Annotated in this window: 12 protein-coding genes; all 12 read left to right on the top strand. The window is 40.6% G+C overall.

The window, feature by feature from the left end; translation table 11 throughout:
- Positions 1-44: 44 nt before the first annotated feature.
- The 12 genes from AS141_RS10300 (at position 45) to AS141_RS10240 (ending at position 16,478) form a co-directional block, all read left to right on the top strand.
- Complete coding sequence (locus AS141_RS10300) at positions 45-539, top strand: SRPBCC family protein (protein ID WP_057937554.1); 495 nt, start codon at positions 45-47, stop codon at positions 537-539.
- A 163-nt stretch (positions 540-702) separates the two neighbouring features.
- The gene (locus AS141_RS10295) at positions 703-1,182 is read left to right on the top strand and encodes a YdeI/OmpD-associated family protein (protein WP_057937553.1); all 480 of its coding nucleotides are present in this window, start codon (positions 703-705) and stop codon (positions 1,180-1,182) included.
- 113 nt (positions 1,183-1,295) lie between these two features.
- Positions 1,296-1,766, top strand: coding sequence for a GyrI-like domain-containing protein (locus tag AS141_RS10290; protein ID WP_232424865.1), 471 nt, complete (start codon positions 1,296-1,298; stop codon positions 1,764-1,766).
- A gap of 900 nt (positions 1,767-2,666) precedes the next feature.
- Positions 2,667-5,684, top strand: coding sequence for a SusC/RagA family TonB-linked outer membrane protein (locus AS141_RS10280; protein WP_057937550.1), 3,018 nt, complete (start codon positions 2,667-2,669; stop codon positions 5,682-5,684).
- A 10-nt stretch (positions 5,685-5,694) separates the two neighbouring features.
- Entirely contained in the window at positions 5,695-7,296 is a 1,602-nt protein-coding gene (locus AS141_RS10275; protein WP_057937549.1) for a RagB/SusD family nutrient uptake outer membrane protein, read from the top strand.
- 515 nt (positions 7,297-7,811) lie between these two features.
- Positions 7,812-8,144, top strand: a complete 333-nt coding sequence (locus tag AS141_RS10270) for a hypothetical protein (protein WP_057937548.1) — start codon at positions 7,812-7,814, stop codon at positions 8,142-8,144.
- A 507-nt stretch (positions 8,145-8,651) separates the two neighbouring features.
- Positions 8,652-9,527, top strand: a complete 876-nt coding sequence (locus tag AS141_RS10265; RefSeq protein WP_057937547.1) for an MbnP family protein — start codon at positions 8,652-8,654, stop codon at positions 9,525-9,527.
- A 9-nt stretch (positions 9,528-9,536) separates the two neighbouring features.
- A complete protein-coding gene (locus AS141_RS10260; RefSeq protein WP_057937639.1) occupies positions 9,537-10,622 on the top strand; it encodes a cytochrome-c peroxidase in 1,086 nt (361 codons plus the stop codon).
- Entirely contained in the window at positions 10,619-11,587 is a 969-nt protein-coding gene (locus tag AS141_RS10255) for a transporter family protein (protein ID WP_057937546.1), read from the top strand. The genes AS141_RS10260 and AS141_RS10255 overlap by 4 nt, the downstream gene beginning before the upstream one ends.
- Before the next feature lie 63 nt (positions 11,588-11,650).
- Entirely contained in the window at positions 11,651-12,133 is a 483-nt protein-coding gene (locus AS141_RS10250; protein WP_057937545.1) for a hypothetical protein, read from the top strand.
- 324 nt (positions 12,134-12,457) lie between these two features.
- Entirely contained in the window at positions 12,458-12,751 is a 294-nt protein-coding gene (locus AS141_RS27390; protein WP_394331075.1) for a transposase, read from the top strand.
- A gap of 733 nt (positions 12,752-13,484) precedes the next feature.
- Positions 13,485-16,478 (top strand): SusC/RagA family TonB-linked outer membrane protein, encoded by a 2,994-nt coding sequence (locus AS141_RS10240; protein ID WP_082632247.1) that lies wholly within the window; start codon positions 13,485-13,487, stop codon positions 16,476-16,478.
- Positions 16,479-16,483: the final 5 nt, after the last annotated feature.

Genomic DNA, 16,483 nt, shown 5'->3' with positions numbered 1-16,483 from the left:
TCCCGCCTGCTCTTTGGTCATTAATAAGTAAAAAAAACACTAAAATGAAAAATTTTGATTGGACATCTTTTACTAAGCGAATAGCAGTTAAAGCTAGTTTGGCGGAAATTTATGATGCTTGGACGAAAGCAGAAGAATTGGAAAAATGGTTCTTGAAACAGGTCGATTTCTACAGTTTAGAGAACACCTCATTTGACCGAAAAGCTAACGTTGCTAAGGACATTTCCTATGCTTGGTACTGGTATTTGTATGACGAGCCAATGAAAGGTAGAATTACCAGCGTGAATGGGAGAGATTTTATACAATTCACTTTTGAGGGCGAGTGTTTAGTGGATGTTAACCTTGAAGAACTTAACGGTTATGTTATAGTAACGCTTAGGCATCATAATATCCCACTTGATGATAATTCAAAACAGTATGTTCGCTTAGGCTGCTCAAATGGATGGGCTTTTTATTTGACTAACTTAAAATCCGTTTTTGAAGGGGGCCTGGATTTAAGGAATAAAGATGAGGCATTACCCGCAATGATCAATAATTGAAAAACCCATAGCTGATGTTACCTAGCTTGTCACTATTAAATGGATTGAACCCCGCGGAAAAGAGGCCCTTCTTTACCTTTAGAAATTTAGGATGCCCGCATTAAAGAACTAATAATCGCATTTCTTTCATCAAAACCTACTGAATATAAAAGCGTGTTTTCAAGTGAAGTTTGAAGCAGAAATAAAAATCATAGGCTTAAATCCCTACGCAAGCGTCCCCAAAAAGATTTTGGATGAAATCTTTCAGCAAGCGGGAAGTGACAAGAGTCCGATCCCAATACGGGGAAGAATAAATGGTGCAGACTATCAACAAACTTTGATGAAGCATTTAGGGGAATGGAGGCTTTATATTAATACCAATATGCTCCAAAAATCACCCGAGCGTATAGGTGAGCTAGTGCAACTGACGGTGGAATATGATCCCTCAGACCGTAGCATCACCCCTCACCCGAAATTGGTAGAAGCATTGGGAAACAATCAGGAAGCAAAAAAAATATTTGACGGGTTAACCCCTTCATTAAGGAAGGAGATTGTCCGATACATTTCGTCTTTGAAATCGGAAGAGAGTATATCAAAAAATGTAGAAAGGGCTATTGGGTTTTTACTAGGCAATAATAGATTTATCGGGCGGGATAAATTGTAGGTATGATGGATAAATTTGAAAAGCTGTAGAGATTAGAATAGGAAATCGAGCATGACTCAAGAGTCACACACTGGGATGATTGTAATGCATGCGAGATTCCATATCACCTTTAAATGATAAATTATAATCACATGAAAGACGGGTTTAAATTAATTGGAATAAAACTTGAAAACAAAACCACTAATGAGAACAAGCAATCAAGTGTGGATTGTGGGAGCCTATGGCAAAAATTCGAAACGGAAAAAATAACCGGCCTTATTCCCAATAAGCTGGGAGATGAAATTTACGCTGTATATTATGAATATGAGAAGGATGAGACGAAACCCTTTTCATATTTCATAGGCTGTAAAGTGGACAAAAAAACTAAAACCCCGACGGGGCTAGATGAGTTAATAGTTCCTTCCCAAAATTACGTGAAGGTTAGTGCTAAAGGGGAAATGACCGGATGCATTACAGAAGCTTGGGAAAAAATATGGAATTCAAAAATAAACCGGAAATTTGGAGTGGACTTTGAGGTTTATGATGAAAGAAGTCAGGATTGGAATCAGGCAGAAGTGGATATTTTTATTTCGATAAATGAATAAACATAAACAGGCAGGATAAACCGCCACAAACACAATTGCCGCTTCAATAGCAGATTTTTTACTTAGCTCTTTTGCTAATTTGGGACAGACTCGTTTTTCCCACCCTAATATTAATTCGCAGATTCTCCAGGTACTGATTCCAAAAAAAATCAGATAGCGCTTGTAAGAGTAGTCCTCTCTTAGGCATTCTCAGGTTAACAGCTTCCGCAGGGTTTTAGGTAGGATTGGGAAAGCAATCTTTTTTATCCCCAACGAGACCGGTGAGCAGATTCAATTCAACAAAATCAGTTGGATGGATCGTTTTTTTGGATGTCTTTTATGTTGCCGTTTGGATATCGATAAACAGAAAGTGAACTTTTTAAAATCAATAAATAAGGACTAGAACGGAAGAGCTTTGCACTGCAGTCAAATTTTATTTTCTGTTTTAATCCGCACCAGCACTAGGTATGGATTCCATTTTGGATATCAGAACTTTTGAACTTTAGGTCCCACAAGTAAGATGACTTAATCCCATTTTTCATGTTCTTATTCTCGCCGTAATATATAAGTTGTCCCCAGTGGTTAAAAATAGATAGTTCAACTTGATCTGCCAGATTATCCGGATAGGTTTCAAAAGAGTTTTCAGAATCGTCCGAAATTGAAGCCAATATTTTAGACAAGAAACCATACACCTGTATGGAATAATGATTTTTTAAAAGCGCCCTTGCGCTACTATTTGTACGGGTATTTTGATCGAAATTTTAATCAATTTTCACTTTTTTGTCAATATAGAGTTGGTTTTTGATAAATGAGTTAATTTTTCACAAAAATAGATGGCCTAATTTTAAAATATTCTATTGAGTCAGATAATTCAAAATTATCTATCCAATATAATTTATTAACCACTTAAAAATTTTGCCTATGAACCTATTTACAAAAAGGATAGTCTTTTTGGCTATGCTAAGTTTTACCGGAAGTGCGGTATGTCCTGTGAATGCAGCGGCTACTGACTTAGAGGTCAGGCCCACTGTCAGGTCTTTTGAAACCAACAAGTTGGACCTTCGTAAAGAGCTGACAGTCAGCGGGACAGTGATCAGCGATGAAGATAATTTGCCCTTACCGGGCGTAACAGTCCTGATAAAGGGAACAACGAGAGGTGTTTCTACGGATGTTGACGGAAAATTCAGTATAGATATACCCGATGAAGGTGCTGTCCTGGTGTTTAGTTTTATTGGCTTTGCACCGCAGGAATTGGAAGTCTATACAGATAAGGAACTTTCTATAACATTAAAAGCCGAGCTTACCTCCATGAATGAAGTGGTGGTGGTAGGATATGGAACTACCCGAAAGGGTGATATTACCAGTTCTATCGCCGGTGTTAAGGAAGAGAATTTTGTAAAAGGTGCTGTAAGGGACGCTGGGCAATTAATCCAGGGGAAAGTAGCAGGTTTGCGGGTGACTACTCCAAGCGGTGATCCAGGTGCTGGCACACAAATTAACCTTCGGGGAATCAACAGTATCAACGGTACATCGGATCCGCTGGTGCTGATAGACGGGGTTCCGGGGACACTTAATACTGTTCCACCTGAGGATATAGAATCAATTGATGTACTAAAAGATGGCTCCGCAGCGGCAATCTATGGAACTAGGGCCACAGGCGGTGTGATCTTGATTACCACAAGAAAAGGAAGCCAGGGGGATAGAAATACTGTCAGCTATGATGCTTATGTAAGTGTACAGCAAATTGCAAGAAAACTGAATCTCCTGGATGGGGACGATTACCGGAGATTGATAGCAGAAGAAGGTATTCCTTATACAGATTATGGGGGAAATACCGACTGGGTAGATGAGATGACCAGAAATCCCGTCAGTCAAAACCACAATTTAAGTTTTTCAGGCGGGAATAAGACAACCAATTTCACAGCTGCAGTCAACTACCGAAATTGGCAGGGTATATTTTTACGCTCCAACCAGGAGAGGTTTAACATCCGGGCGGATATGAACCACAGTATGTTTGATGATAAACTGAGAGCGAATTTCCAGATCATCAACAGGGTGTTTACTTCAGATCAAGGGGGAGCGGATGGTTATGCCTATCGCCAGGCAATTATCAGGAATCCGACAGACCGGGTGAAAACGGAAGATGGAGGCTGGCAGGAACGGGAAGGATACTTTTATGAAAATCCTATTTCCAGAATTTATGAAGCAGATTCAGAGTCCAAAACTAAGGAGATGAGAGTTAACGGAAGCCTTACCTATTCTCCCATAGATAATCTGGATTTAAAAATGATGGTGTCCAACGTGCAAAATAGTAACCTGACGGGCTACGCCACTTCTTTTGAACACACCAATACAAGGCTCAATAATCAGAATGGAACTGCTTCTAGATCTACCAGTGCCTATAATGAAAATTTGATGGAACTTACTGCCAATTACAACCATACCATAGGAGACCATTATTTTACGGTATTGGGTGGATATAGCTGGCAAGATGCTACGTATGAGGATTTCTTTGCTTCCAATTGGGATTTTCCTACTGACTTATACAAGTGGAATAATCTTGGAGCAGGTGGGGCACTACAGGCTGGTCAAGCCGATTTGGGTAGCTCCAAAAACAGGTGGCAGCTGGCAGGCTTCTTCGGCCGGGCTACTTATAACTTCAAGGACAAATACCTCTTTATGGCCAGTGTGCGAAGAGAGGGTTCTTCGAGGTTTGGGGTAAATAACCAATGGGGGACTTTTCCTGCTGCTTCGGTGGGCTGGAAAATCAGCAATGAGCCTTTTCTTAGAGATCTGAAAAATGTAGGGGAAATCAAGTTGAGGTTTGGTTATGGGGTCACGGGAACCATTGCCAATTCTCCCTACTTATCCCAGATCAGCTATGATTTCAACAGAGCTAATGGCGCCTATGTCGGAGGAGAATGGGTTCAGGGTTTTATCCCCGCCCGGAATTTTAATCCTGATCTGAAATGGGAAAAGAAGCAGGAAATCAATTTTGGAATTGATTATAGCTTCTTTAATGACCGCGTAAGTGGATCAATAGATATTTATAGAAGAGATATCAACGATTTGTTGTATGATTTCCCAGTGCCGGTGCCACCTTATCTGACAGGGTTAATGACCATAAACGCCGGAGTATTGCAAAATGATGGGATAGAGATTTTATTAAACCTCGCACCTATCAGAAAGCCTGGTTTTTCTTGGAACACGAACATCACTTATTCTACAAACAGGAACAAACTAGTCTCCTTATCAAATGACCAGTTTGAGGCTACAAATGATTTTTTCACCGCTGGCTATACCGGTGAGCCTATTCAGGATTATACCCACCGGGTAGAAGTGGGTGGTGCTATCGGGCGGTTTTTTCTATGGAAATCTGTAGGAGTGACTCCGGATGGGGAGTGGTTGATAGAGAATACGGAAGGGGAGGCCATACCGATCAGTACGGCTTCACAGGAAGACCGGCAGTTTTATGGCAATGGTATTCCACTCCATATCCTCGGCTTCAACAATAGCTTCCAAATCCGAAATTTTGATGTCCAGTTCAATTTTAGGGGTGCCTTCGGACACGAAATTCTTAATTTCCAGAGGATGTTCTATGAAAACCCTTACAATCCGGCCTATAACATGTTGGAAACGGCATACGATCCAGTATACGGGGAGCGCCTAAGCAGTGATTTGGCATTGGTTAGCCATTATATCGAAAAAGGTGATTACTTCAAATTAGACAATTTTACGGTAGGCTACACTTTTCCAAAGGTTGCTTTCCTAAGAAATGCACGACTGTATGCTTCCGGGCTTAATCTGTTTACGATTACCAATTACAAAGGAATTGATCCAGAAGGTGTAAGTGTCACCGGTTTTGATCCAGGTAATGATCAACGGGACAAATATCCCACCACAAGAACCTACACACTGGGCCTAAATCTCACATTTTAATCCGAATAGTATGAAAATCAATAGAAATAATACAATTAAGTTGTTAGTGATCGGATTGGCTTCTTTAGGGCTAAATTCCTGTCTAAATCTTGACGAGGAAGTATATTCCGAAGTACTGGCTACCAATTTCGATCCAACTGAAAAGGATATACCTTCTATAATAGCGCCCGTTTATGGGTCTTTTAGAGGGTTGATGATGGGTTGGCAGGGTTATTTTGATACACAGGAAGAATCAGCGGATATAATCATAACCCCCGCCAGGCCAAATGGATGGTATGACGGAGGTACCTACCTGCGCATGCATCAGCACAACTGGACTTCCCTGCAATGGCAGCCAACAAATATCTGGCAGAGTGCTTACCGTAGCATCACAACAGCTAATAGGGTAATGTCTCAGATTGAAGAAGGGGAAATTCCCATCACAGATCAAAAGGACGCCGTAATGGCTGAATTACGGGCTGCAAGGGCTTTTGCATATTATTTACTCATGGACAATCACGGCAATGTGCCGATCGTGACAGATTTCAAAGATGTTTCTTTACCTGAGCAGAAAAGCAGAAAAGAGGTCTATGATTTTGTTGTCAGCGAATTGAAGGAAGTTATGCCTATGCTAAGTGAAGATGTGAATAATACCTATGGGCAATTTAATAAATGGGTGGTTCAGGCTCTGCTGGCTAAAATCTATCTTAATTCGGAAGTGTATACCGGCCAGGCAGCTTGGCAACAGTGTATTGAAGCATGTGACGCAGTGATTATGGGTGGCGCAGGCTATTCCCTGGATGATAACTATTCCGATATTTTCAACTGGGAGAACCATAATTCCCCTGAAATTATCTTCGCAATACCTTACGATGAAATCTATGGAACAGGAAATACAGTGCATATGAAAACACTGGATCCCCAAAGCAGATTTGTGTACAACATGCAGGCAGGGCCATGGGGAGGAAATTGTGCCGTACCACAGTTTATCAATACCTATGATCCCAGCGATACCCGACTTGATGACACCTGGCTTTTAGGTCCGCAGTTGCATGCTTCTACTGGAGAGCCGATGATTACTTACGTCAATAAGGTGCCGAGTATGGCTGGAACCGAATCAAATCAAGGTGCCAGAATAGGAAAATATGCCATCAAGCAAGGCGCTACCGGGTCTTTGGATAATGATTTTCCGATGCTCAGATATGCGGATGTACTAATGATGAAAGCGGAGGCTTTGTTGAGAACGGGACGAGCAGATGAAGCAGCCCTTTTAGTGACTGAAGTTAGGCAACGTGCCTTCCGTTCAACCGATCCTTCAAAAGCTGTGGTGACAGGGGCTGAACTTCTTAAGGGAAGCTCATATCAATACGGTATCCAGAATGAGGATGGTACTGTCACAGGGACTGGTGGGGATGACATTGAATTTGGTAGATTTCTAGATGAATTGGGGTGGGAGTTTGCCGCTGAAGCCCACAGGAGACAGGATATAATCCGTTTTGGGGTTTTTCAGACCAAAAGTTGGTTCAATCATTCTCCTCATGCCCAGGCGGACACCAGGACATTGTTTCCAATCCCGAATGATGAAATAAACAAGAATCCTAAACTGACCCAAAACCCGGGGTATAACGATTAATCGCAGTATAGCTTTACCTATGGAGACGGGAAAAATTTCTCGTCTCTTTTTTTAGTGTTAGCCTTTCAATTGCTTAATAACAGATACAGGTTACTGTTATTAGCTTTACCAATTGTCTGATTATCTACCTTTTGTGCCCAAGGACCCTCATGCGGCTCAAACTTACAAACTGTAATCCCTTTAATGGTTAAGCTCAGATAATTCATTATTTGGACTGACTTAACATATTGACTATAGAATGGATACCTAATTGAAACCAACAGGATATCCTAAGGGGAAAGTTAAAACTGATAGTTTGACTCACTAGCTTGAGGATTGACTGTTCCTGTACCGAGGAAGAATCCGAAAAGTTATGGGCAAGGTCGGTTACCTTATATCAAACTGGAAGCTAGAGTGAATAACTTATTATAATTAATATTAATTAAATTATAGATTTACTTTGTTGGTGCTTTTTCATCAGTTATTTTTGTGTTGTGTTAAAAGCCTTGCTACATATTTTCTTTTGCTCCATACTCATGCTGAACAGCATGGTGTATTCGGTGATCCAGGGGAGTTACGAGCTCAACAAGGCATATATTATTGATAACTTTTGCATCAACAAGGATAAGCCGATGATGAACTGTGATGGTAAATGCTACCTGGCAGAACAAATGAGGGCTCAAAAGGAGAAGCAGGACGCTAATTCTACTTATAAATTCAGTACGGATTTCGGGATATATATTTCTGCTCCTGATCTTGGACAGGCTTGTTCCAGAACTTTTGTTTCGATTAATATGCTTATAGCGGCCTATTCAGAGCCTTTTTCGGCTTTGCTTGTTCACGAAGTGATCAAGCCCCCTAAACTCTGATATTTTTCATATACACACTTAGTCTCTCTATTAGCGACGAGGGTTAAATTCATATTGTTTTTAGCAGGTTCTTCACCTGTGTGCAAAACAGTGTTATGTTTTTAATGCGAGTCAATAAGAGCTATCCATAATCTATTTTATTTTATCTAAATGAAGAAATTATATATTTCTTCATAACGTACCCCTTATGCATAAAATTTTATGTATATGGAGAAGTGTGTCTTGTTTATTCTATTTAAAAAATGAATGCTGTAGTGAAGTTGTATATAAATACTATTACAGAATTCCGGGGTCTTGAAAAGTCAGCTATTAAAGACTTTCTAAAAATCCTGACTACCTATTCATTTATTTCCCAGGGTTCCTGGCCAGCTTCCGATTGATGCAAAAGCTATGAGGGGGCTACCTGAGTCCAGGTATGTTACTGGCACATGGGGATAATTGTCAGTAATGGAAGTATTCCCCGCCAACTGGCTGGGGAGAACCAATTAAAAAATAAATCAAAAGCACATGAATTCAATATTTCAAAAAATTAAAGTCGTATTGCCGGCATTTTGCTTAATAGCAATATCCTGGACTATCACAGCCTGTGTAGACGAGGATCCAGGTCCAGATCTGGCGAAAACAGGTGAGTTCTCCATTGAATTTGATACCATCGTAGGTGAGGAGACTTTTGGTCTGGAACCTAGGAAATACACCAATGCTAAAGGAGAGGAGTTTTCCATAAGAATCCTCCAATATTTCATCAGTAATATTAAGCTTTATACAGATTCTGGGGATGAATATGTAGTCCCTCAGGAGGAAAGTTATTTTCTGGTACAGGCAGAAGACCGGAATACCCGATTTACAAAAGTTACGGTGCCAGAAGGAGACTACACCAAGATTTCATTTGTCCTGGGAGTGGATAGCCTGAGAAACACTATGCCGGTAGATCAGCGTCCGGGGGTGCTTTCTTTTGACTCAGGCCAGGGACATGAAGGTGGAGGAATGTATTGGGGATGGAACAGCGGTTACATCTTCTTTAAGTTTGAGGGCAATTGCAATCTGATCTCGGATGACCAGCAGGGGGATCCTACCGGAAATAAGCAGTTCAAATATCATATTGGAGGATTTGGTGGATATAGTGCACCTACATTGAATAATATAAAAGAAATTACAGTCGATTTAAACCAAGGCGGAATAGCCCAGGTAAGGGAGGGTTTAAGAAGTAATGTGCATCTTTTTGTGGATGTGATGGAGGTTTTCAACGGACAGCATATGTTCAGTATTGCAGAGCATCCCAATGTGATGTTTAGTGATTTCAGCGTATATATTGCCAATAATTTCCCAGGAATGTTCACCCATGATCACACGGAGAATTTTAGCAAAGGGGAGGATGGGCTCTAGGCATTGATGATGGGAAACAACATATACAACCGGATTCTCCAATTATTGCCGATTTGCATTCTACTTTTTATCGGGGTTTTTGCATGTCATTCGGGGGAGGAGGAGCCTGAGCTGTTTCAGGGGTTTGTACAGCCGGAGGGATTTCCGGAACCGGACTATGATTTCTCCGGAAATGAAATCACCAAAGATGGATTTGAACTGGGGAAAAAGCTCTTCTTCGAACCTCGCCTGTCCCGCAACAATACTATCGCATGTGGAAGCTGTCATATACAGTCTGCGGCTTTTACCCACCACGGACATGATGTGAGCCATGGCATAGATGATCAATTGGGAATCCGTAATCCCATGCCGATCATGAATATGGCCTGGTCTAAGGAATTCTTTTGGGATGGGGGAGTATTCAACTTGGATCTTGCAGCTATCAATGCGATAACCAGTCCTGTGGAGATGGATGAAAATGTACCCAACGTACTGAAGAAACTACGGGATCATCCAGAATATCCCGGACTGTTCAAAAAAGTGTTTGGGACAGAAGAAATTACAGACGTAAGGTTTTTCAAGGCACTTTCGCAGTACATGCTACTGGCTGTAAGTGATAATTCTGATTATGACAAGGTCAGAAGAAATGAATCAGGAGCAGCATTTTCTGCCAAGCAATTGTCCGGCTATCAGGTATTTCTGGCCAAATGTGCCAGTTGTCATGAAGAGCCTTTGCTCACAGATAAAACATATCGCAACAATGGCTTGACGCCAAACCATATAGATGATGTAGGACGATATGATGTGACGCTCAATGAAGCAGACAAATATAAATTTAAGGTACCGAGTCTTAGAAACTGGCAATACACTGCCCCTTACATGCACGATGGCAGGTTTTTGACCCTTAATAGAGTGATCGAGCATTACCGGACCGGTATGGTGGATTCTGAATCCCTAGATCCGGCCTTTAGAAATGCGGACGGATCCATCGGAATAAAAATGACAGATGAAGAAAAAAATAATTTAATAGAATTTCTCAGCACACTCAACGACCGGGGTTTTGTGACTAACCCACTGCTTGCAGAACCTGTCCTAAACAGCTCTATAATCAAATGAAAATTAAATTCTTAACCCTGTTGCTGGTGGCTACTATGCCTCTTTCGGCATTGGCATGTGATATTTGTGGCTGCGGTGTAGGGAGCTATTATTTGGGGATTTTGCCTGATTTTAGCAATAAATTTATAGGTGTACGCTACCAGTCCAAGTCATTGACAACCCATCTTGGTCCGTATGGTAACCGTACGCCGCTGACTTCCGATGAAACTTATCAGAGCATTGAAGTATGGGGAGCCTGGAACTTTGGCAGCCGCTGGAGGATCATGGCGATAATGCCATACAATTTCAATACCCGCACGATAGAGCAGGAAAGTGTAAAAGGTGAAAAGCATGGGCTGGGGGATGCGGTCACTATTCTGAACTATAAGCTGTTTGAGTCCCGTGTCACTTCCGAAAATGCTAAATTCCTAGCACATTCTCTCTGGATAGGAGCTGGTGTGAAAGCTCCTACAGGCAAGTATGAAGACGGTGAGCAAGTTATGCCTGATTCACCGAATAATTTTCAGCTTGGATCGGGAAGTACGGATTTCTTATTCAATGCGGCATACGATATCAGATTGATGGATTTTGGAGTAAATGTAAATGCAAGCTATAAGCTGAACGCGGAAAACAAATACGACTATAGATACGGGAATAAATTCACTGGGAATTTCCTGGCATACTACAAATTCAACATTAAGGACAAAGTCAGGGTAGCACCAAATGTGGGGTTGATCTATGAAACCCAGCCTCAAGATGTGCTATATAACAAATATGAGGTGCATCAGTCAGGAGGAAATCTTTTGAGCACTGTGCTGGGTATTGAGCTCAATATAGGGCAGGTTTCTTTCGGTGCAAATTATCAGATTCCCATCAGCCAGGATCTGGCAAATGACCGCGCTTTGGCAGGAAACAGATTGATGACCCATATTTCATTCAACCTGAAGCGAAACGACAAAATGGATGAGGACATTTTTGAATTTTAAAGCCTGGATCGAATCCATCTACATTCACTTGATAATTGTAACACAGTAATTCTTTGCTTAACCATGAAAAAATCACAAATTCTCCTCCCATTTCTCCTCTCTGTTCACCTGTTTCTAAGTTGTAAAAATCAGAATACTGGAGAACATGAGAATTTGACTTTGCTTAAAAAGGAAGTGATAACAGTTCATGATGATGCCATGGCTAAAATGGGGAATCTCATGAGGTTAAAGAAAGAGTTGAATGCTAATAAGGATACTATAACAGATATGGAAATCATGGACAGGATTGTTCAGAGCGAAGCGGCACTAAGCGAGGCAAATGAGGAAATGATGAATTGGATGAGGGCTTTTTCCGAAAACTTCCCGGCAGGATTTCTAGTAGCTGGAATGAAGCATGGTACCCATAGCAAAGAGGGCGGAAATGGAGAAACTGACCAGGGTGATCTGTATAAAAAACTACAAGAAGAACTGACAAAGATCAAAGAAGTGGATCAGCAAATGAATAAAGCGGTTGAAAATGCTGAATTATTGCTCGGCGTGAAATGATATTGCAACCTTATTAATATCCCATTCGCACTCCTAATAAAAAAGCCGTAACCATCAATATATGTGGGGATTGCTGGTGATATCGCCAGTGGAAATAACACCATATATTGTAGTTGTTAATTAGGGTTTGCTTAGAAAATAAAAAGTGGTCACATGATTCTATTAAGGGAATAATTTCAGAGAGTAAGCGATACCAAGTGGAAAGAACCATGCAGAAGACTCCCAAAAGGCGTGCACCCCACAGCGAAAATACCAGTCAAAGCCAGCTGTCGTTGACTGGATTTGCCCCTTTATAATGGTTTGGCTCCATCCAGTCACTGGGTAGTGCTCGGTTCACAGACCCCGTGGGGTGGGCTGGTAAACCTGTTCAACAAACGTTATCCGTCCAAACCGATAAGGCGGTCTGCACTGAACCCCAGGGTATTGATCATGCTGGCGATCATCAGGCATATGCTCAATCTGGATGAACGAGCGACCGTTGTCCAGATTACTGGGAACATGTATCTGCATTTCGTTCTTGGCTACAGTCCCTATGTCAAACGTCCACCTTTCGATACCTCGTTGCTTGAGGGTATAAGAAAACGTCTCGGAGAAGAGCGAATCGACTTCCAGGCTTGAAACGTATGTTGAGTGAGTTTTTGGCAATATTAATTACATCCGTTAATTACGCACCGTAGCGGTATTTCCTGCTAATGTTATATTCTTCCAAATCTAAATCTTTTGCGATTTTGAAGTTCCTTTTGATTTCTAGAGCTTATCTAGAATTTCCAGGATTGGTCTTTCTTTCTCCAGCTCCTTTTTTCTTTTAGTCTGTATGCTTAGCATTTGAATAATCCAATTTCCCTGAGCAAGAACAAAAAAGGGAAAGTATTTTCTGCTCCTAATACTCCGATCATGGCAATGAAGCCAAAGAATACTATTTCTGAAAATCTTACTATTGACCACATAATCAGATAGTTTACGGTTAATTTTCAAAGTTAGTTCGTGCGAATATAAATAAGTAAGGATGTTTATGTAAATATATTAATAATCATTCAGGTTTTGCTTTGTATGTAATATGAGTTTGATTAACCTGGAATAGCAAGGTATTATTTTAATAATATCTAATTGTCGATTAGTTGTGAGCGTATTGCTGGAAAAAGCGGATTTTTCAATAGCTATTGATTGTATTAAAGTAATACTTGGACTTCAAATGATTAAAGAATATATTAGTCTATGTTAAAATTTAAACAATCTGCCTATGATGTATTAGTGACTTTAAATGAGGTGTAAAGTGAAAAAAAGTACGTCTCAAATTTTACCTACAGTACATTCAGTACATTTTTAAAACCCAATTAACCCTTATGCAACTATGAAAATACCCTTAAAAGGGCATTGGAGCATTTTGCCAAATGTTTTGATGCTATTCTTGATTTCGCAAATCTTTTTTTTAAATGACTTAATAGCCAGGTCACTAATTGAAAAAGAGAGTAAAGATTTAATGCTTAATAGTAATGTATTAATTGATGTTACGATTAAAGGAACTGTAAGAGATGAATCAGGGGAACCTGTTCCTGGTGCCACAGTTTCAATTTTAGGAGAAGGAGTCGGTACTGTCACAGATCTTGATGGGAAATATTCTATCAATGTTCCGGAAGGTTCTACAGTAGTTTTTTCCTTTATTGGATACGAGCCCCAGAGTTTTAAAATCACCAATCAATCTGAAATAAATGTGATTTTTAAAGAAGATGTGTCTTCTTTAGATGAAGTGGTTGTGGTTGGATACGGTTCGGTAAATAGGGAGAATTTAACCAGTGCAGTCAGTTCTTTGAATGAAGATGATTTTGTGGCAGGTACTGTTTCTCCACTTATGGCCATTCAGGGGAAAGTGCCAGGATTAAGTGTTCAATCTTCAAACGGCACAGATCCCAATGCGGGAGTTTCTATTCAATTAAGAGGAGTGAACAGTGTGAACGCTTCACAAGGGCCTTTGGTAGTAATTGACGGTGTCCCGGGTGGGGATATCAATACTGTAGTCAAGGAGGATATCGCTTCCATAGAAGTTCTAAGAGATGCGTCCGGCGCAGCTATTTATGGGACAAGAGCTTCTGGAGGAGTAATTTTGATCACAACCAAATCGGCAAAGGCCGGAGGTTTAACTGTCAGTTATACCGGTGAAATGTTCGTTGAAACTGTTCGGAGATATAATAAGCCACTGAGTACCGAACGCTTTCTTGAAGAGGACATAGGGGAAGATCTGGGGTATGATACCGATTGGTTTGATGAGGTGACCAATAATACCCCCTTTGCCTATAGAAATGTGATAAGTTTAAACGGAGGGGTTGAACAGGCGCGTATCAGGGCTACGGTAAGTCAAAGAAGTGCAACAGGGCTGGCTATTGGATCATCAAGAGATGATATCCAAGCCAGGATTAATACAGATTTCAGCATGTTCGATGGATTTCTTGAAATCAGTAATAACCTTTCATATAGCCATAGGTATTCCACCTTTTCAAATAATGATATTTTTAGGATGGCAATCCAACTCAATCCAACTGAAACACCCTATGATCCAACCGATCCAAATGGGCTGAATGTTTGGACTGGAGGGTATGATTGGTATAATCCAGTTGCGGATATAGAGTTGAGGACAGATGATAGAAAATACAGTTACCTATTGAACACGACTAGCTTAGTGTTGAATTTGACAAAAGATTTAAATTTAACTGGAAGATATTCTATTGTCAAAAACAATGACTACGGGACGTATTGGAGGTCTGCCCAGCATAAAACTTCCTTGGACGAGGGAGTTGCGGGTTATGCCAGTCAGGATTATGGAGAATCAAGAAGCAGCACATTTGAAACTTTTGCCACCTACAATAAAGTTTTCGGGAAAAATAATCTAAATGCCGTACTAGGTTATAGTTTTCAGGAGTTTAACGGACAGGGTTTTAACGCCAACAACTCAGACTTCGCTGTTGACGGAATAGAGGAAAACGATTTAGGTACAGGTAGGTTTTTGTCCGAAGGAAGAGCGGGGCTGGGCTCCTATAAAAATCCAAGAGTTCGTCTAATGGCCTTTTTTGGAAGGGTTAATTACAACTGGGACAACAAATACCTCCTTACGGCTAGCTTAAGAAGAGAAGGTTCATCCAAATTTGCCGAGGATAATAGGTGGGGAACATTTCCAGCTATTTCTATTGGATGGAATATTAATAATGAGGCCTTTATGCAAAGCCAAAAAATCTTTTCAACATTAAAACTTCGTGCCGGATATGGAGAGACTGGCAATGAAGGATTTGACCCAGGAGTTGCAACTAGAATGTATGGTCCGGATACATGGTGGCTTATGAATGGAGAATGGAGAAGAACTTACGGAGTGTCCCATAACCAGAACACAGATTTGCAATGGGAGACGAAAAAAGAATACAATATCGGGATTGATTTTGCCATTCTTGAAGGGAATGTCTATGGACGTTTCGATGTTTTCCGACGTGATGTGGATGATTTGATCTATGATATTTCAGTTCCTCAACCTCCTGCAATCCATGATAAAACAACAATGAATGTAGGAGTGTTGACCAATGCTGGTTGGGAAGTAGAGCTTAGCTGGAATGCTGTTAGAAAGACAAATTTCCAATATTCTACAACATTCATTGGTTCTTCCTACAAAAGCGAATTAGTAAATCTTTGGGGAAATCAGACATTTTGGGACCGCAAGAGTTTTCCAGCTCCAGGTAGCCCAGGCAATGCGGTAAGGTTATTTCCAGGGGAGCCTATAGGTAAATTTTATGTATGGGAATTTGCAGGTTTCACGGAAGATGGAAACTGGATGCTCAAAGGTGCAGATGGGGAAGTGTTCGACGTCACTGAACGGACCAAAACTGATGATGATAAAAAATTTATTGGGAATGCGATTCCGAAATTGATCCTGTCCTGGAACAACCAGTTTAATTTCAAAAACTTTGATATGAGTGCCTATTTTAGGGCGTGGACCGGTCATGATATATTTAATATGCCCAATTTTTATTACGGTATCCCACTTGAGGGTAGAAATGTGCTAGCAGAGAACTATGATAAACAAAAGCACATCACAGGAGAAAAGGAATTAAGTGATTACTGGATTGAAAAAGGTGACTTTTTAAAATTGGACGTTCTCTCGATAGGTTACACCTTTAGTCTGCCAGGAAGTGAATACCTTAAAGGATTAAGAGTCTATGCAACCGGGCAAAACCTATTGGTGCTTACCAATTATTCAGGACTTAACCCAGAAGTCAATATCAATGGTTTGGACCCTGGATTTGAAGAAAGAGCAACCTATCCTCAAACCCGCACTTTTATGTTAGGTGTACAAGCAAATTTCTAAACCCA

The organism is Algoriphagus resistens, from assembly GCF_001442615.1.
Taxonomy (GTDB): domain Bacteria; phylum Bacteroidota; class Bacteroidia; order Cytophagales; family Cyclobacteriaceae; genus Algoriphagus; species Algoriphagus resistens.
Note: the sequence above shows the minus strand (reverse complement) of the source record. Positions and strands in the feature narration are given on the sequence as shown.

Excerpts from the sequence above, each read along its gene's own strand:
- AS141_RS10300 (WP_057937554.1), top strand. The coding sequence starts at position 45 with ATGAAAAATTTTGATTGGACATCTTTTACTAAGCGAATAGCAGTTAAA.
- AS141_RS10290 (WP_232424865.1), top strand. The coding sequence starts at position 1,296 with ATGATAAATTATAATCACATGAAAGACGGGTTTAAATTAATTGGAATA.
- AS141_RS10280 (WP_057937550.1), top strand. The coding sequence starts at position 2,667 with ATGAACCTATTTACAAAAAGGATAGTCTTTTTGGCTATGCTAAGTTTT.
- AS141_RS10275 (WP_057937549.1), top strand. The coding sequence starts at position 5,695 with ATGAAAATCAATAGAAATAATACAATTAAGTTGTTAGTGATCGGATTG.
- AS141_RS10270 (WP_057937548.1), top strand. The coding sequence starts at position 7,812 with ATGCTGAACAGCATGGTGTATTCGGTGATCCAGGGGAGTTACGAGCTC.
- AS141_RS10265 (WP_057937547.1), top strand. The coding sequence starts at position 8,652 with ATGAATTCAATATTTCAAAAAATTAAAGTCGTATTGCCGGCATTTTGC.
- AS141_RS10260 (WP_057937639.1), top strand. The coding sequence starts at position 9,537 with ATGGGAAACAACATATACAACCGGATTCTCCAATTATTGCCGATTTGC.
- AS141_RS10255 (WP_057937546.1), top strand. The coding sequence starts at position 10,619 with ATGAAAATTAAATTCTTAACCCTGTTGCTGGTGGCTACTATGCCTCTT.
- AS141_RS10250 (WP_057937545.1), top strand. The coding sequence starts at position 11,651 with ATGAAAAAATCACAAATTCTCCTCCCATTTCTCCTCTCTGTTCACCTG.
- AS141_RS10240 (WP_082632247.1), top strand. The coding sequence starts at position 13,485 with ATGAAAATACCCTTAAAAGGGCATTGGAGCATTTTGCCAAATGTTTTG.